The sequence below is a fragment of the Kaistella yananensis genome (assembly GCF_026107505.2).
GTDB classification, from domain to species: Bacteria; Bacteroidota; Bacteroidia; order Flavobacteriales; family Weeksellaceae; genus Kaistella; species Kaistella yananensis.
The window spans coordinates 1-16,371 of the sequence record NZ_JAPCHZ010000007.1 but is presented as its reverse complement, the minus strand read 5'-3'; the positions used below and the strand labels follow the sequence as shown (position 1 = coordinate 16,371).

Annotated in this window: 17 protein-coding genes and 1 riboswitch; of the genes, 10 read left to right on the top strand and 7 right to left on the bottom strand. The window is 38.7% G+C overall.

Translation table 11 applies throughout. The features are described 5' to 3' along the window. Positions 1–8: 8 nt before the first annotated feature. The 3 genes from OK344_RS12880 (at position 9) to OK344_RS12870 (ending at position 2,162) form a co-directional block, all read left to right on the top strand. Positions 9–722 carry an ABC transporter ATP-binding protein gene (locus tag OK344_RS12880; RefSeq protein WP_265145146.1) on the top strand — a complete coding sequence of 238 codons (714 nt, stop codon included), beginning with the start codon at positions 9–11 and terminating at the stop codon, positions 720–722. Beyond that, a complete protein-coding gene (locus tag OK344_RS12875; protein WP_265145145.1) occupies positions 719–1,486 on the top strand; it encodes an ABC transporter permease subunit in 768 nt (255 codons plus the stop codon). Before OK344_RS12880 ends, OK344_RS12875 begins: the two co-directional genes overlap by 4 nt. A gap of 121 nt (positions 1,487–1,607) precedes the next feature. After that, entirely contained in the window at positions 1,608–2,162 is a 555-nt protein-coding gene (locus tag OK344_RS12870; protein WP_265145144.1) for a fasciclin domain-containing protein, read from the top strand. Positions 2,163–2,246: 84 nt separating this feature from the next. On the opposite strand, the gene OK344_RS12865 is transcribed toward OK344_RS12870, so the two are convergent. Continuing rightward, positions 2,247–3,461: a hypothetical protein gene (locus OK344_RS12865; RefSeq protein WP_265145143.1), complete on the bottom strand. Its 1,215-nt coding sequence runs from the start codon at positions 3,459–3,461 to the stop codon at positions 2,247–2,249. Continuing rightward, complete coding sequence (locus OK344_RS12860; RefSeq protein WP_265145142.1) at positions 3,461–4,057, bottom strand: Crp/Fnr family transcriptional regulator; 597 nt, start codon at positions 4,055–4,057, stop codon at positions 3,461–3,463. The genes OK344_RS12865 and OK344_RS12860 overlap by 1 nt, the downstream gene beginning before the upstream one ends. A gap of 107 nt (positions 4,058–4,164) precedes the next feature. Between OK344_RS12860 and ppk1 the strand changes: the two genes are divergently transcribed. From ppk1 to OK344_RS12845, 3 genes are all read left to right on the top strand, one after another. After that, positions 4,165–6,234 (top strand): polyphosphate kinase 1, encoded by a 2,070-nt coding sequence (gene ppk1, locus OK344_RS12855; RefSeq protein ID WP_265145141.1) that lies wholly within the window; start codon positions 4,165–4,167, stop codon positions 6,232–6,234. A 3-nt stretch (positions 6,235–6,237) separates the two neighbouring features. Further along, positions 6,238–6,434, top strand: a riboswitch (cobalamin riboswitch). A gap of 27 nt (positions 6,435–6,461) precedes the next feature. After that, positions 6,462–8,285 (top strand): TonB-dependent receptor plug domain-containing protein, encoded by a 1,824-nt coding sequence (locus tag OK344_RS12850; protein ID WP_265145140.1) that lies wholly within the window; start codon positions 6,462–6,464, stop codon positions 8,283–8,285. Between the two features lie 15 nt (positions 8,286–8,300). After that, positions 8,301–9,347 carry a DUF5074 domain-containing protein gene (locus tag OK344_RS12845; RefSeq protein ID WP_265145139.1) on the top strand — a complete coding sequence of 349 codons (1,047 nt, stop codon included), beginning with the start codon at positions 8,301–8,303 and terminating at the stop codon, positions 9,345–9,347. Between the two features lie 46 nt (positions 9,348–9,393). Here the strand turns inward: OK344_RS12845 and OK344_RS12840 are convergent, their stop codons facing one another. The 4 genes from OK344_RS12840 to OK344_RS12825 all read right to left on the bottom strand — a co-directional run bounded on the left by OK344_RS12840 (position 9,394) and on the right by OK344_RS12825 (position 11,628). Then, the gene (locus tag OK344_RS12840; protein WP_265145138.1) at positions 9,394–10,815 is read right to left on the bottom strand and encodes a CCA tRNA nucleotidyltransferase; all 1,422 of its coding nucleotides are present in this window, start codon (positions 10,813–10,815) and stop codon (positions 9,394–9,396) included. Positions 10,816–10,885: 70 nt separating this feature from the next. Next, the gene (locus OK344_RS12835) at positions 10,886–11,014 is read right to left on the bottom strand and encodes a hypothetical protein (RefSeq protein WP_265145137.1); all 129 of its coding nucleotides are present in this window, start codon (positions 11,012–11,014) and stop codon (positions 10,886–10,888) included. A gap of 75 nt (positions 11,015–11,089) precedes the next feature. Further along, positions 11,090–11,335: an oxidoreductase dimerization domain-containing protein gene (locus OK344_RS12830; RefSeq protein ID WP_265145136.1), complete on the bottom strand. Its 246-nt coding sequence runs from the start codon at positions 11,333–11,335 to the stop codon at positions 11,090–11,092. A 41-nt stretch (positions 11,336–11,376) separates the two neighbouring features. Beyond that, on the bottom strand, positions 11,377–11,628 hold the full coding sequence (locus OK344_RS12825; protein WP_088469808.1) for a hypothetical protein: 252 nt from the start codon (positions 11,626–11,628) through the stop codon (positions 11,377–11,379). Between the two features lie 221 nt (positions 11,629–11,849). On the opposite strand from OK344_RS12825, the gene OK344_RS12820 reads away from it, so the two are divergent. The 4 genes from OK344_RS12820 to OK344_RS12805 are packed head-to-tail and all read left to right on the top strand — an operon-like array spanning position 11,850 to position 15,634. Beyond that, the gene (locus OK344_RS12820) at positions 11,850–12,308 is read left to right on the top strand and encodes a GtrA family protein (RefSeq protein ID WP_265145135.1); all 459 of its coding nucleotides are present in this window, start codon (positions 11,850–11,852) and stop codon (positions 12,306–12,308) included. A 54-nt stretch (positions 12,309–12,362) separates the two neighbouring features. After that, complete coding sequence (locus tag OK344_RS12815; RefSeq protein WP_265145134.1) at positions 12,363–13,088, top strand: lysophospholipid acyltransferase family protein; 726 nt, start codon at positions 12,363–12,365, stop codon at positions 13,086–13,088. Positions 13,089–13,128: 40 nt separating this feature from the next. Further along, positions 13,129–14,577 (top strand): MFS transporter, encoded by a 1,449-nt coding sequence (locus OK344_RS12810; protein ID WP_265145133.1) that lies wholly within the window; start codon positions 13,129–13,131, stop codon positions 14,575–14,577. Continuing rightward, positions 14,567–15,634, top strand: a complete 1,068-nt coding sequence (locus OK344_RS12805; protein WP_265145132.1) for a DUF3810 domain-containing protein — start codon at positions 14,567–14,569, stop codon at positions 15,632–15,634. Before OK344_RS12810 ends, OK344_RS12805 begins: the two co-directional genes overlap by 11 nt. Before the next feature lie 550 nt (positions 15,635–16,184). Here OK344_RS12805 and OK344_RS12800 read toward each other — a convergent pair. Beyond that, the coding region (locus OK344_RS12800) for a hypothetical protein (protein WP_407936714.1) at positions 16,185–16,371 on the bottom strand (187 nt) is incomplete at its 5' end.

Here is a 16,371-nt window from a genome sequence, read left to right as displayed (position 1 = left end):
ATAGAATTATGATAGAAGTAAAAAATTTAACCAAGAAATTCGGCAAATTCACCGCTCTGGATGACCTGAATCTGATTTTTACGAACAGTAAATCCATTGCCCTCATCGGCCCGAACGGCTGCGGGAAAACTACATTGATTAAATCGATTTTAGGACTCAACGTCATCGAGACCGGTGATATTCTGGTGGACGGAAAAAGTGTGAAGGACGATTATCTTTACCGAAAAGACATCGGCTATATGCCACAGATCGGCCGCTATCCGGAAAACATGAGCATCGGGCAAACCATCAGAATGATTAAGGATACGCGGAAAACATCTGAAACTCATCTCGATACCGAACTTCTGGAAAACTTCGAACTGGAAAAAATCTACGATAAGAAAATGGGTACGCTTTCCGGAGGTACAACACAGAAAGTGAGCGCCGTACTGGCTTTCATGTTCGATCCGAAAATCATTATTCTTGATGAACCCACTGCCGGACTTGATCCTTTGGCGTCAGAAATCCTGAAAAACAAAATCATCAAAGAAAAAAACAGGGGCAAACTCATCATCATTACCTCGCATCTTCTGAGTGAGCTGGATGATATTGTGAGCGAAATTGTTTTTATGAATGAAGGCAAAATTATCGTTCAGCAATCGGTAACCGACCTGATGACCGAAAGAAAATCAGAAAAAATATCAGAATCCATCATCAGCATCCTAAAAGAAATGAAAAAATGAACAAGATCGCACGCTTTATCCTTTTTGATATTTTAAAAAATAAGATTATAATTTTCTATACCATTTTACTTTTCATTATTTCCTGGTCGGTACTCGGCCTCGAAAGCAATTATACCAAAGCTACACTGAGTTTGCTGAATGTAGTGCTTTTGGTAGTTCCTTTGGTCAGCATTATTTTTTCGACCATTTATGTTTACAACAGCAGCCAGTTTATCGAACTCCTTCTGAGCCAGCCGGTGCCGCGGGTAAAGGTTTGGTTTAATATTTTTTTGGGACTTTCCACGGCTTTGGTTCTGGCTTTTCTGCTGGGATGCGGCATTCCGATTCTGCTCTATTCGTCGATTGAAACAGGATTTTCGCTGATTATTATCGGTATTTTACTTTCGGTGATCTTCTCTTCTTTTGCGATGCTCTCGGCCATTATCAGCCGCGACCGTGCAAAGGGAATCGGAATCTCGATTTTCATCTGGATGTTTTTCAGCATTATTTATGACGGAATTCTGCTCGTTCTGATGTTCCAGTTTGCCGATTATCCTATTGAAGGAATCATGGCCACACTTGCAGGTCTCAATCCGGTGGGGCTTTCGCGAATTTTCGTTTTGCTTCAGCTGGATATTTCAGCGATGCTAGGTTACTCGGGAGCTGTATTTCAAAAAGTTTTCGGATCAGGCGGCGGCATGGGAATCTCGATGCTGATTCTGATGATCTGGGCAACGGTTCCATTTGTACTTTCTTTGATAAAATTCAATAAAAAAGACCTTTAATTATTTATTAAATACCGCTTTTTCGTTGTGGTGACAAATATCACAATTACAGACACTTGCATATGACCACAGTCATATCCCGCAGTTCATTTTTGTGCGTACTTTTAATAAAAATTAAGCAATGAAAAAATCGATTATCATTTTAGGTCTGGTTGGGTTCGCGCTGGTTTCGTGCAAGAAAAATGAAACCACCACGACAGATTCCGCTACAACTACCGAAGCCGTAGGTCAGGGACAGGAAGCTGTTCTGGACGATGATTCCAACCCAACAGTGGTACAGTTGGCGGCAAAAAACCCGGATTTATCAACTCTGGTGACCGCAGTGAAAGCCGCAAACCTCACAACATCTCTCAGCAACGCAGGTCCATTTACCGTATTCGCTCCACTGAATTCTGCTTTCGACAAACTTCCGGCAGGCACTGTTGACGGTCTTCTGAAACCGGAACAGGCTGATGCTTTATCTGACGTTCTGGGATATCATACGTACGTTGGAGTGATTAAAGAAGAAAATATGACCGACGGACAAAGTTTAGGAATGGTAAACGGAAAAAATATTACGATAACGATAGTAGACGGGAAGCCTGTAATCAACGGAAAAGCAAAAATTGTAGCCACAGTTCCTGCTTCTAACGGCATTGTGTATGCTATTGACGAAGTACTGCTGCCCGAAAAATAAATTCTGAATTTGTTAAATTTAATTGTAGAAATGGCTCTCAAAAATATTTTGAAAGCCATTTTTTATTAATAAAAGTATCTGTTTTTAATGCAGCTTTTTCGTCTTTAAGTTTACAAAGATGAGGAGCAGCGCAATAAAAATAAGTAAAGAAATGTACAGCAGGAAATGGTTTGCATAAGGAATCGAAATATATTTTATCGAAAAAATGCCCATCAGTCCCAGAAGAAATTCATTAAGGAAAATACCTAAAAGAAAAAGTTTAAGACCCAACAGCAGCGGTTTCGAAATGGTGAAGAAATTGGTTGCCAGAATCTCGTTCACCAAAAATGTTGCAATACACATCAGCAGCACCAAATGCAGATAAGCGATCACTACATTACGGAATCCGAAAGCAAACTGGTTTACTGCAGGAATATTGGAACCCAACTGCAGCGCAATTTTCACTGCAAATGCAAATCCCACGAAAAGAAGTACAAACCTGTGCATCGGCGACCATTTCACCACCAGATTCGTCCAACTTTTTTTTACAAAATCATAAATCATTACGGCCCCTGCAGTTTGGCCCAGCGTCGCTATAACAATCAGAGTAAACACGGCAGCCGGCAGCTTCATCCATAAAACCGAAAGCCCTACGCCGATGAAACAGCCAAGAAACATCAGCCAGAACAGCAATTTATTTTTCTTTTCAGAAATAGGCGTTCCGGCTTCCTTCAAAGAATACAGCAAAAGTCCGATGCAGGAAAATATAAAGAATCCGTTATACTGAAAATGCAGAAAATAATATTCTGAGGCCAGGTAAAGATCCTGGTTTATATTTTTAGAACTCATCATGTAGGCCAGGTTGAAAACTCCTGCCGACGAAATCACCGCAAAAAACAATCCTGCAAGAAACCAGATTTTTGAAGCATCCTGAATTTTCATGGAATCTCTGATGAAGAAATAACAGAATACAAAACTGGTAAGCAACGCTGCTGTAGAAGCTGCAATCGACGCCCAGAAATAACCGCCGTAGATGAACGTACCGAGCATTGCAAAAGATGCGGCAAGGTTAATAACGATTAAATATTCATACTTTTTTAGCTGAACCAACGGATTCACTTTGCTTATATAATTTACGATCAGTACATAAAGCACATTGGTGATCCAGCCATAAAAGGCGAAATGGGAATGCGCTTCCTGCAGATGTTTCTGATCCAGGAAAGGTAATGAATAAAGGATTTTATAACGCATGATGACACCCAAAAGCGCCACCAGAAAAAAATTGAAGACGGAAAATTTAAGCCAGAACGTGCGCTGCATCAATAATAAATTTTATGGTTAATGAGTTGTATTTTATCTTCTCTTTCCATTTTTTTTACGGTACGTATTACGGTTTCAATAGCCAGTCCGGTAGAGTTTGCCATTTCTTTCCTGGTAACGTCGATAATGGTTTTTTCATCGGGTTCAATGCCAATATTTCTTTTATGGATATTTAGAAAATTTAAAATTCTTTCGTGAGGACACTGGTGAACGATCGATTTGAGTCTCAGGGTTTTATCGTAGGCTTTTTTGGCCACCTCTTTGGTAAATTCAAAAAGAATTTCAGGATTCTCGAGCATAAATTTTTTATAAAGACTCTGATTAAAACTGAAAATCTCTGCACTTTCACTGGCGATCACCGCATTGGCGGGATATCTTTCAGAGAGCAGAAATGGCGGTTCGCCGAGAAACTGGTGGTCGTTCACCTTATTTATTAAAAATTCTTTCCCGTCGGAATCGGAGTTAAATATCCTGATTTCACCTTCTGTAAGATAATAAAGGTTCAATGCAATTTGATCTTCACGGAAAAGCGTATCCTTTTTTTTCAGATAAAGTACAGGAACCCTGTTTTTTAACAAAATTTCTCGTGTAAACATAGGCAAAGTTTGTCTCAAATTTAACGAAAATTTATCATTCTGCCTACGGTAAGACCGGTAAAAGTGAGCGAAAATTACCTATTTTTGAGGAAAATACAGTATGTTTTATGGCGAATCAGTTTAATCCGAGAGATGTTACCTGGCTTTCATTCAATGAGCGTGTTTTACAGGAAGCGATGGACGGAAATGTTCCGCTTCACCTGCGCATCCGTTTTCTGGGAATCTTTTCAAATAATCTTGATGAATTCTTCCGCGTACGCGTGGCCGGATTAAAACGAGCCATGGATTTTAAAGACAAATTCATTACAGAATCATTCTATCAAGCCCCAACAAAAATCCTGCAGCAGATTAACGAAATTGTAATCCATCAGCAACAGAATTTCGATAAAACCTGGCGAAAAATCCAAATCGAAATGGCGGAACAGAAAGTTTTCATCCGGACGGCAAAAAATCTTTCCCCGGCGCAGGAACGTTTCGTAAAGGAGTATTTTGATGAGATGGTTGAAAGTAACGTGATTCCCATTTTGCTTCATGAAAATGTGCCTATGCCCTATCTCCGCGACAAATCACTGTATCTGGGCGTGGCAATGAGAAAGAAAGAATTTCAGTACGAAAGCAAATTTGCAATTATTGAAATTCCTTCCCGGGCGGTGGGACGGTTTGTGCTGCTTCCGTCAGAGGATAAAGCAGAGAAAAACGTAATGCTTCTGGAAGATGTTATCATCTATAACCTCCCTCATATTTTCTCGTATTTCGGATATACTGATTTCGAAGCGCACTGCTTTAAAGTGACCAAAGATGCGGAATTCGATTTAGATAACGATATCAAAACCACGCTTGCAGAAAAAATTGAGAAAGGCATTAAATCGCGAAGAAAAGGAAAGCCTACACGGTTTGTTTTCGATAAGGAAATGGATAAAGCCCTGCTAGAATTTCTGATCCGTAAACTTCATTTAAGCAAAAAAGACAGTATAATTCCCGGCGGCAAAATACACAACTTCCGGCATTTTATGGACTTTCCCGATGTTTTTAAAATGTACCGGAAACCAGAGGAACGCAATTCTTTTGACCACGCGATGTTTATCGGACAAAGAGTTACGGATGTGATTCAGAAAACCGATGTTCTGCTCACCTTTCCGTATCACCGGTATACCCCGGTCATTGATTTACTCCGCGAATCGGCGATGGATCCCGAAGTAAAATCGATACAGATCACGGCCTACCGATTGGCAAGCCAGTCGAAAATCGTGAATGCCCTCATCAACGCAGTAAGAAATGGCAAGGAAGTTACAGTAATGCTGGAACTTCGCGCAAGATTCGACGAAGAAAGCAATCTGGAATGGAAAGAAATCCTGGAGCAGGAAGGGGTAAAGGTACTCTTCGGGATTCCGAATAAAAAAGTTCACGCAAAACTCTGCATCATCAAGAAAAGATCGCACAACAAAACCGTTCAGTATGGCTTTGTAAGCACAGGAAACTTCAACGAAAAAACGGCAAAAATATACGGCGACCATCTTCTGATGACTTCGGACCGCGGAATTATGGCCGACATCAACAAAGTTTTCAATGTATTGAGAAAACCTAAAGAAGACATTCTGCCCGCCCTGAAATCCTGTAAAAATCTACTGCTCTGTCCTCAGTTCATGCGCGAAAAAATAATGCAGCATATCGACAAAGAGATTGAAGAAGCAAAGGCAAACCGCCATGCAGAAATGATTATTAAAGTGAATTCTTTAAGCGACCGCGCCCTGATTCAGAAGATTTACGAGGCAGCAAATGCCGGAGTTATCTGTAGGCTGATCGTTCGTGGAATTTACTGTGCTGTGAACCAGAAGCAGTTTAAGAAAAAAATTCAGGCTATCAGCATTGTGGATGAATATCTGGAACACGCCAGAGTGATGTATTTCTACAACAAAGGAAACGAAGATATCTATATTTCTTCCGCCGACTGGATGACGCGGAACCTGGATTACCGAATTGAAGCAGCGGCTAAAGTCACCCAGAAAAATTTAAAGAAAGAAATTAAAGACATGCTCGATATTCAGCTCAGCGATAACGTAAAAGCCAGAATTCTGGATAAAAAACTGCGCAACGACTATGTAAAAACCGGCACAAAAGAAATCCGCTCTCAGGTGGAAACCTATCATTACCTCAAGAGTTTATCGGCCAAATCCTAACACCACCTTCTCATTCTTGTAGGTACAGGATTAAAAATGTACCTTTGCTCTGCTTTTGGAAAAGGGAATCACGTGAAATCCGTGAACTGTCCCCGCAACTGTAAATCACATAAAAAAATTGTTTCAATACAAAACCACTGGAAACGGGAAGGTGAAACAATGTGAAAGTCAGGAGACCTTGCCTAAAGTTTAACAACAAAAACGCTTTCGGAGGAAAAGCCTGATATATGAATAAAAAATATCTTTTCTCAGCAATACTGCTTTGCAGCCCTATGCTTTTACTGGCACAGGAACACGCCATAGATACTGTTTTTGTATTTGACAATCAATTGGATAACTCCAGAAAAGTTCAGAAAATATCAAAACTTAAGGAAGAAGATTTACTCAAAAACACCACGAATCTTTCCGAGGTTCTCCGTTTTCAATCTCCCGTTAATATTAAAGAAAACGGGCGGGGAATGGTTTCTTCGCCCTCTTTCCGTGGAACGACCGCACAGCAAACTGCTTTCATCTGGAATGGGATTAATGTGAATTCCCCTTTTTTAGGTCAGGGCGATATCAATAATCTGAATCTGCTCGGGTACGATCAGTTAGAAATAAAATCTGGTGGCGGAAGCGTGATTTACGGAAGTGCGGCAATCGGCGGAACAATTCACCTAAACAATGAACTGACTTTTAACAAAGGTTTCCGCCAGTCTCTTTTTATGGAATATGGCTCTTATGAGACAGTTAACACCTTTCTGAAATCATCTTACAGCGATGAAATCCTAAGTGTGAAATTTAGCGGCAATTATTCAGAAAGCAAGAATTATTACGAAGTTCCGGAGAAAAATTATCAAAACATCAACGGACAATACCAAAATAAAAATTTCAATCTCGGTGTTGCTTATAAAATCGGTTCGGGAAATACCCTTGCCTGGCAGACCCAGCACTTTAGCGGTTCACAGCATTATCCCACTACAGAATTCGGTTCCAGATCCAAATATCATTCCGATAGCTTCCGAAGCACGCTGAGCTGGAATTTTAAATCAAAAAAAATTCAGAATATTTTACGACTGGCTTATCTGGAAGATGAATTTCAGTATTTCAGTACGATAGAAAAGCCTAAAAGCAGCGGCGGAACAAGCGAAGTTGCTTTGCTGAAAAACGATTTCAACTATTCCATTAATGATGATTTTGCCCTGAATATCATTACCGATTATCAGCTCAATAAAGGCAAAGGTTACCAATCCGGAATTACGGATGTCGTAAGAAATGCCGGTGCTTTTGCCGCATTATTGCGATGGAGTCCTCACCAAAAATATTATTTCGAGGCGGGAATAAAGAAAGATATCGTTGAAAATCTGGAAACTCCCATTTTATTTTCATTATCCGGCCGACACGCCGTAAATCATTGGTATTCATTAATTTTCAATTTATCTAAAAACTTCAGATATCCTTCTTTTAATGATTTATACTGGCAACCGGGCGGAAATCCAGATTTGAAATCGGAAGTTGCACATCAGGTTGAACTCGGCAATAATTTCAAATACAGAAATCTCTCCTTAAGTCTGTCTCCCTATTATCTGCGAATAAAAAATATGATCCAATGGGTTCCGGGTTCCCTCGGATACTGGGTTCCGGTCAACACTTCAGAAGTAGAATCTTTTGGCCTCGAATCTCAGCTTGAATTAAAGAAAACCTTTGGTCAACATTCTGCAAAAATGAGTGTAGGATATGTGTTCACCCACGCGATCAATAAAGAAACCGGGAATTTCATGACGTACGTACCAAAACATAAAGTTTTCGGCAATGCAAGTTACCGCTACCGTTCTGCCGAATTATATGCACAGGCAATGTTTACCGGCCTCACCTACACAACCACTGATGAAGAAAAATCTTCTGCCATCCCATCCTATTTTGTAATGAATACCGGAATAAATATCCGTGTTCTGAGAAACCAGCAGTTGGGAATTAAAATCAACAATCTCTGGGATCAGGTATATGAAACTTCAGCATATTATCCGATGCCTAAAAGAAATTACAGCATTCAGTTACTAATTAACTTTTAAATAAATATAAAAAAAATGAAATTATCAAAAATTTTAGCTTCGGCTTTTGCCTTTACGTTATTGTTCAACATTTCCTGCCGAAATGAAGATCCTGTCGTGGAAGTTCCGAAAGGCGCTTATGAAAACGGGATTCTAATTGCAAATGAAGGAGGATTCTCAACCCCTACTGCATCGGTAACGTTTTTGCCGAACGATCTTTCAGCTCAGGAAGACAATATTTACGGTAAAAACAACAATAACGAAAACTTAGGAAATGTATTCCAAAGCATCGGCTTTAAAAATGATAATGCGTTTTTGGTAATGAATGTTCCAAACAAAATTGAAGTCGTAAACCGATATACTTTCAAAAAAACCGCTACGATTTCTGCCAATCTTGAGCAACCCCGTTACATTGCTTTCACAGGAAATTACACCTACGTGACCAATAATAACTTTTATGATGTCATGAAACTGAATATTTACGACGCCGGCAACAGCTTTGTGAAAAGCATTAATTTCGACCGTTATGCCGAAAAAGTAGTCGCTTCCGATGGCTTTGTATATGTACAAACCGATGGAATTACCTATGACACCAACTACAACGAATTACCAACCGGACATACCATCACCAGAATAAACCCTTCAAATAACCAGGTGGATAAAACCATCACGCTAACCGACAATGGCGCAATTCGTGACATGATTGCTGACGAAAACACGGTATATGTTTTATCATCAGATAACAACCAGACCTACCTTTACAAAATAGCGGCAAAAACGGCAACCGTGGAACAAATTGCTTTACCCGGTATTACCAATGCGGCAAAACTTGCGATAGAAAACAATAAAATTTATTTTGTGACAGCGGCGAAACAGCTGTATTCAATGAACGGAAATACCGTAGTTCCGATGTTCGGTTTTGAAACCAGAAACATTTATGGATTTAATGTAATCGACGGAAAAGTATATATTGCAGATCCTTCTTTCTCAGCCAACAGTATTACCAGAGTTTATAACACTTCCGGAACTTTACTCAAAACCCTTACTACCGGGATTGGGACCAATGGTTTCTACAAAAACTAAATTTTTTTAAAACGGTGTCAAGGTCTTTACTTTGACACCGCTTTTTTTAAGCAGGTTTCAATCCTAAAATCTGCGCCTCTTTGATAACGAAATTTCGGGCTTCAACTTTATCGTTGGCAATTTCGCCTTCCAGAATCGCTTCTTTTACTTTTTCCTTCAATATCCCGATTTCTCTTCCGGGTTTCAGGTTGAAAAGTTCCATAATTTCCTCTCCGGAAATGGGCGGCTGAAAATTCCTGACCTGATCTTTCTCCTCTACTTCTTTAATTTTCTGGGCAACATATTCAAAATTTTTCTTGAATTTCTGCTGTTTTGAAGAATTTTTAGTGGTAATATCGGCCTTGCACAGCGTAAAAAGATCTTCCAGATCCTCACCGGAATCAAAAAGCAGTCTCCGCAGCGCCGAATCTGAAGTTCCGTCATCGATTAAAGAAATAGGACGCGACGAAAGCTTCACGAGTTTCTGCACATACTTCATGTCGCTTCCCAAAGGCAGTTTCAGCCGGTGGAAAAGACTTTTCACCATTTTGGACCCCAGAAATTCATGTCCGTAAAAAGTCCAGCCAATGCCTTCCACAAATTTTTTGGTCGGCGCTTTTCCGATGTCGTGTAGAAGGGCGGCCCAGCGCAGCCAAAGGTTTTGGGTGTTTTTGGAAATATTGTCGACCACTTCCAGGGTGTGCCAGAAATTGTCTTTATGGGTCTGCCCTTCCACTTCTTCAATGCCGCGCAAGGCAGTAAGTTCCGGCATCACCAAAGGCAAAATACCGGTTTCTTCCATTAGTTTTAAACCAACAGAAGGTTTTTCCGAAAGCATTATTTTATTGAATTCGACCATAATCCTTTCCATGGAAACGATTTTGATTCTTTCGGCTTCTTTTTTTATGGCGTGAAGTGAATTTTCTTCGATTTTAAAATTCAGTGTAGAGGCAAACCGGATCGCGCGCATCATTCGCAAAGGATCATCCGAATAGGTTTGGCTGGGCTCCAGAGGCGTTCTGATGATTTTATTTTCAATATCAGAAATTCCGTTGAAAGGATCAATCAATTCTCCGAAGTTTGCTTTATTCAGAGAAATGGCGAGCGCGTTGATGGTAAAGTCACGGCGTTTTTGGTCGTCTTCCAGCGTGCCGGTTTCTACGGAAGGCTTTCGGGAATCTTCGGCATAACTTTCTTTCCGTGCCCCTACGAATTCCAGATCCAGACCTTCATGTTTGAACATTGCCGTTCCGTAATTTTTGAAGACTGAAACTTTTAATTTTGGGTTGATTGCCTGGGCTACTGCTTTCGCCAGATCCATCCCGTTACTTTCGGTAACGAAATCGATATCTGTTGGCACTTTCCTTTTCATCAGCAGATCGCGGACGTAACCTCCAACGATATAAACAGACTGATTATTCCGCGACGCTACTTCGGAAATGATTTTAAAGAGCTTTAGATTTTTATTTTGGTTGAGGTTGATATTCATAATTACAAAGTCTAATGATCGAAGTCAAAAGCTTTTTGCAAAGATATTTCTTTATTGTGAAAAAGTTGGTTTATCCAAAAGTAACAGTTCCGGCGGCAGCACCGACCAATCCCCAGAAAATAATCCAGATTGGCTCTCTGTATTTTAGATAAGTTACCAAAACGTGCTTAATGAACAAGTTTTCCAGGGTAAATTTCATTGGTTGATTATTTTTTCGAGCTCAATTTACAAAAAAATTATTCTTTAGTTCGATCTGTTGATTCTGCTTTATTTGTTAGATTTTTTCAACATCGAAAAGATCATTAAAAGATTCAGACATTGTGGGATGTGTGAACACCTGATCTCGCAAAACAGTGTAAGGTAAACCTAAATCCATCACTGTTTTTACGGTATTGATGATTTCGTGAGCTTCTGTGCAGAACAGCGTACAACCTTCAATTTTTTTGGTTTTTTTGTTGATTATGGCTTTCAGGAAAACGTTCGTCTGACCAAGAATTCCGGACCCGGAAAATTTTTGCAAAGATAACAAAATAGCAAAACCTGCATTTCTACAGATTTATTTTATTGTATCTTATTATTTTCATCGAGAAGCCAGTCATCGATTTCGTCTTCAAGGTAAGAAGTCTGGAGTTTGATGGCTTCCAGAAAATCATCCGGAATATTTGAAACGTCTGTATTCTCCAGATTCCATAACTCGTCGCTCATTGATTCATATTCTGAGTAAATTCTTTTGAAACGCGGGCTTTTCTGCTCTAATTCCTCTATTTTTTTCTTTTGAGGATTGAATTTTCTGTAGGGTCTGGAAGGATTCATGGAAATGTTTATTTTTTAGTTTTAAACTGTAAAATATCAATCAAATAAGTATATTCAGATAAAATAAACATTCCAATACTGTTTGAAAATGAAAAATTTATCAGATAGTCAATCGCTTTTCAGAAATTAAAATTAGTCATAAAATTGAAACAAAAAAATATTTTAACAAGAATTTCTTATTGTTTAACATATAGTTATAAATTTGCAGACACGCTTTTTTTATGAAAGAACTTTTACTGAAACAGAAACAGGTTGTGTTTTTCATTATTGCCGGTGGTTTGAGCGCAGTGATGGAAATTGGTTCTTTTAAAATCTTCAGTATTTATATTCCTTTAATTTTTGCTGATGAATACAATTACCACGGAATTTATTTCCCGCTGAGTAATATTTTCTCTACTGCATGTGGAATTATCACGAACTATTTTTTAAGTATTTGGTTTGTTTTTGTTCGTGGGAAACACTCCAAAAAAAGAGAATTTGCTTACTTTATGGGTGTTTCTTTTCTATCAACAATCTTAAGTTTAACATTTTTCCAGATTTTCTTCAGCTTTATCTTCATCGATCACCTTGACCTGGGATTCTTTGTAGTCAGCCAGGAAATGTTGAGTAAAATTTCGGCTATTCTTTTGGTTTCAGTTTTAAATTATACCGTTAAGAAAAATTTTATTTTTAATGGCTAGAAAAAGTTTAAGTTTGATGTTCTAACTGTAGATTACTGAAAACCGATTTCTCCAATGAAGAAAATCCTTAATTATATCTGGCGTGGCTGGATGATTGTGCTGGGTGCCGTGCTCACCATCAGTTTAGGAATTCCTGTACTGGTTCTTTCAATCCGCAAAGAGCATTATAAATATGCATACAAATTCATCAGGATTTGGTGTTACGGCATGTTTTACGGCATGGGATTCCGATATGATCTTAAAAAACTGACCGACAAAAAAATCGATAGAAACACGCAATACGTCTTTATCTCGAATCATACTTCGATTATGGATGTAATGCTGCCATGTATTCTGATGCCTCATCATCCGCTGTGCTACGTCGGCAAGAAAGAACTCGTAAAAATCCCGATTTTCGGCATTATTTATAAAAGAATCTGTGTCATGGTAGACCGCAGTTCAGCCAGGAGCCGGGCAGATGTATACCGCCGCTGCGCTGAAAGAATGGAGGAAGGCGACAGTATCGTGATTTTTCCTGAAGGCGGGGTTCCCGATGATACCTCCGTCATTCTCGACAGTTTTAAAGACGGTGCGTTTACTTTAGCTTCCAAACATCAGTCTCCGCTGCTTGTGTTTACGTTTGTGGGACTGAAGGAAATGTTTCCCTTTGATGCTTCCAAAGGATACCCCGGTAAGGTAAAAGTTTATCTCGCCGATATTATGAGCCCGCACCATTCAGCAAACGAGCTGAAAACAGCAGCACATGCCCAAATAAAAAAGATTTTGGAAAACTCATATTGAGAAAATAAATAGTTATATTTGTTTTAAAGAATCATAATAAATGTCGACAAACTATTCTAAAAAAACCAATTGGGGACAGTTCGTGCCGTTGGTAACCGTGTTTTTCTTCTGGGGATTTGTTGCTGCGAGTAACGATATTTTGATCCCGGTCTTCAAAAAAGCCTTTAACTTATCACAAAGCCAAAGCCAGTTGGTATCCGTAGCATTTTATGTTGCCTATACCGTTGGTTCTTTGATTTACATGTTTATATCCAAAGCGATAAAGCAGGATGTGATAAACAAAATTGGTTATAAAAATGGTTTAATTGTAGGACTTTTGATCTCTGCTGCGGGGACACTTCTGTTTTATCCTGCCGCAAATATGGGCTCTTTTGCGCTGATGATTTCAGGATTGTTTATTGTTGGTTTGGGCTTTTCGCTTCAGCAAATTGTGGCCAATCCTCTAGCAATTGAAGTAGGACCCACAGAAACCGGCTCGCAGCGTTTAACGATGGCGGGAGGAATTAATAACTTCGGAACTACGATTGGTCCACTGATCGTTTCTTTTGCAATTTTCGGTTCTGCATCAGCTGCAAATACCGAAGCGAGTATTGAATCGGTGAAAGTTCCGTATCTGATTTTAGGTGCAGCATTTGTTCTGGTTGCGATCCTTTTAAAATTCTCTTCATTACCTAAAGTTACCCCCACCATTACAGAAGATACGGAAGACGCTGTTCCAGGTGAACACCGAACTTCTGCACTTAAATACCCACAACTTGTTTTAGGGATGATAGCGATTTTCGTTTATGTAGGCGTAGAAGTTTCTACCGCGAGTAATTTACCTGCTTATATGGAAAAATCACTCGGGTTTTCAACCAAAGATATTGCTCCTTACGTTTCCTTGTATTGGGCTTCATTAATGATCGGCCGTTGGACCGGTGCTGTGGATGCATTTGACATTACTGCCGGATTTAAAAAAATTCTTAGGTTTTTGGCGCCTTACTTAGCTTTTGGAGTATTTTTAGCAGTAAATGCTATCGCCAAACATGATCTTTCCCATTTTTATGTTTACAGTCTTATTATTTTGGTTATGATTGCGTGTGATATTCTGAGTAAAGGAAATCCGGCAAGAATGCTTCTGATTTTCTCTTCAATGGGAATTATCGCGATTGCGATCGGAATGATGACTTCAGGAATGACTTCCGTTTATGCCTTCACTAGTGTTGGATTATTTTGCTCTACCCTTTGGCCTTGTATTTTTGCACTCGCGATTAATGGTTTAGGAAAACATACCAACCAAGGTTCGGGATATCTTATCATGATGATTATGGGAGGTGGAATTATCTCCTGGATCCAAGGAATGCTTGCGGATATGACGAACATTCACTTCAGTTATATCGTGGGAATTTTATGTTTTGCTTATCTGGTATTTTATGCGGTTCGCGTAACTAAAATCCTGAAAGCACAGGGAATCGAACTTGATCATTTGAAAAGTGAAAGTGCCCATTAAAAAGAACTATATTAAAAGAAAAAGATTTTGGGCAGGTAGTTTACTTGCCCAATTTCTTTTATTTTTCATCTTCTCAAAAACTGAAATTACTGTTCGTTTCTTTGAACGGTTTTTTGAATGGCAAAAATCCCTTCATCAGAAAATATTTGCACACAGCCCTTTTTCGGTCGGAGATGTGGCGTATATTTTACTCGCCATTATTTTCATTTTCTTTCTGATTAAAATTTTAAATAAAAAAACCCGGAACGCTTACCTTTTCAAATCTGTCATACTGCTGAATATTCTGTATTTTATTTATCAGCTGTTTTGGGGAATGCTTTATTTTCAGGAACCCATTATCCATAAACTTCCAAAAGAAGAAATTACTCTGGAAGAGACCAAAGCCTTAACCGTAAAATATCTTAGACACTGTAAACAACTTAGATTATTGGTGAAGGAAGATAAGGACGGTGTTTTTAAGGTAGAAGATCTGGAATCCGTAAAGAAAGAAATCCTGAAGCAACAGAGGCGTCTTCCCGGCTTTCCTCATCCAAAAAGCAGCAACGGTATCAATTCTCTAAAACCCAGTCTGTTTACAGGCATTATGAGCTATACAGGCATATTGGGATATTATAATCCTTTTACTGCAGAAGCGCAGTATAATGCAGCATTACCAGCCACTTACCTTCCTTTCACCTTTGCACATGAAAGTGCCCATCAGTTAGGTTATGCCCGTGAACAGGAGGCAAATTTCATTGGATACCTTATCGGGAAAAATTCGGAAAATAAGGAATTAAAATACAGCACGTACTATTTTGTATTAAAATCGCTCCTCAACAGTTTAGCAGAAAAAAATCCAGATTTTGTAAAGCAGATTATCGGCGAATATTCCCCAGGGATGAAAAGAGACCGGGCTGCTGAAAAAAGATTCGTGAAAGAGCATGAAGGTATTGTGGAAAATTTCTTTGGATTTACGAACGATCTTTTCCTGAAAAGCAACCAGCAGGAAGGCAGTGTTACGTACTCTTATTTTGTTGATTTAATGGTACGTTACGAAAGATACTCCGGTGTTAAATAGCAAAAAAAGAATCGCATCTTGCGATACGATTCTAAAAACACAAATGATGAAAAAAAATTTATGCCTTTCTAAAGACTTGCATCCTCATTAAGACGGCGTAAAATTACTACTTATCTTTTAACTGACCAAATTTAATCTATAAAACTGCTAAAAATCAGATAAAAACATATCCGATAGACAGCACATTAAGATAAATCTCATTCTTATAGAAAGCATTAATTAATATACTTATTTACAAAAGAAAATAAAAAAAGCCCAACCTAAGTTGAGCTTTTTTTGTAGCGAAGACGGGAGTATAGATTAATTTCAATAAACAACCATAAATATTTATTTTATTGTTTTTTAACATTTTACAATATTTTATAACACAATGAAAAACATTAAAACCCAATGAACAATCCCAAATTTAGTCCCCGATTTTTGAAGGAGGGACTAATAAAAATTACCCAAATTGAATTATTATTAGGTTTCGATATTGTCTCTGTCCCCCAATGATATAGAGACATACGCCCCCTAAAATTTATTTTAATTATCATTAGTTAGTCGTTCCTTAACAAAACCCACTATTTAATTTATTTTTAAAAACAGGATTAGAAAACAGCATAATTTGTATCTTACAAAATAAGAAAATAATTTTCTGTTTCAGTAGTTCCATCATTTTCTTCATGTTCCAAGCGGTTGCAGCTAGTAATGCATTGATTTGTGGTCCCGTTTCTCCCATGAAGTAATTTTTTGCC

Coding starts and splice junctions, on each gene's coding strand:
- OK344_RS12880 (WP_265145146.1), top strand. CDS start 9: ATGATAGAAGTAAAAAATTTAACCAAGAAATTCGGCAAATTCACCGCT.
- OK344_RS12875 (WP_265145145.1), top strand. CDS start 719: ATGAACAAGATCGCACGCTTTATCCTTTTTGATATTTTAAAAAATAAG.
- OK344_RS12870 (WP_265145144.1), top strand. CDS start 1,608: ATGAAAAAATCGATTATCATTTTAGGTCTGGTTGGGTTCGCGCTGGTT.
- OK344_RS12865 (WP_265145143.1), bottom strand. CDS start 3,461: ATGCAGCGCACGTTCTGGCTTAAATTTTCCGTCTTCAATTTTTTTCTG.
- OK344_RS12860 (WP_265145142.1), bottom strand. CDS start 4,057: ATGTTTACACGAGAAATTTTGTTAAAAAACAGGGTTCCTGTACTTTAT.
- ppk1 (WP_265145141.1), top strand. CDS start 4,165: ATGGCGAATCAGTTTAATCCGAGAGATGTTACCTGGCTTTCATTCAAT.
- OK344_RS12850 (WP_265145140.1), top strand. CDS start 6,462: ATGAATAAAAAATATCTTTTCTCAGCAATACTGCTTTGCAGCCCTATG.
- OK344_RS12845 (WP_265145139.1), top strand. CDS start 8,301: ATGAAATTATCAAAAATTTTAGCTTCGGCTTTTGCCTTTACGTTATTG.
- OK344_RS12840 (WP_265145138.1), bottom strand. CDS start 10,815: ATGAATATCAACCTCAACCAAAATAAAAATCTAAAGCTCTTTAAAATC.
- OK344_RS12835 (WP_265145137.1), bottom strand. CDS start 11,014: ATGAAATTTACCCTGGAAAACTTGTTCATTAAGCACGTTTTGGTAACT.
- OK344_RS12825 (WP_088469808.1), bottom strand. CDS start 11,628: ATGAATCCTTCCAGACCCTACAGAAAATTCAATCCTCAAAAGAAAAAA.
- OK344_RS12820 (WP_265145135.1), top strand. CDS start 11,850: ATGAAAGAACTTTTACTGAAACAGAAACAGGTTGTGTTTTTCATTATT.
- OK344_RS12815 (WP_265145134.1), top strand. CDS start 12,363: ATGAAGAAAATCCTTAATTATATCTGGCGTGGCTGGATGATTGTGCTG.
- OK344_RS12810 (WP_265145133.1), top strand. CDS start 13,129: ATGTCGACAAACTATTCTAAAAAAACCAATTGGGGACAGTTCGTGCCG.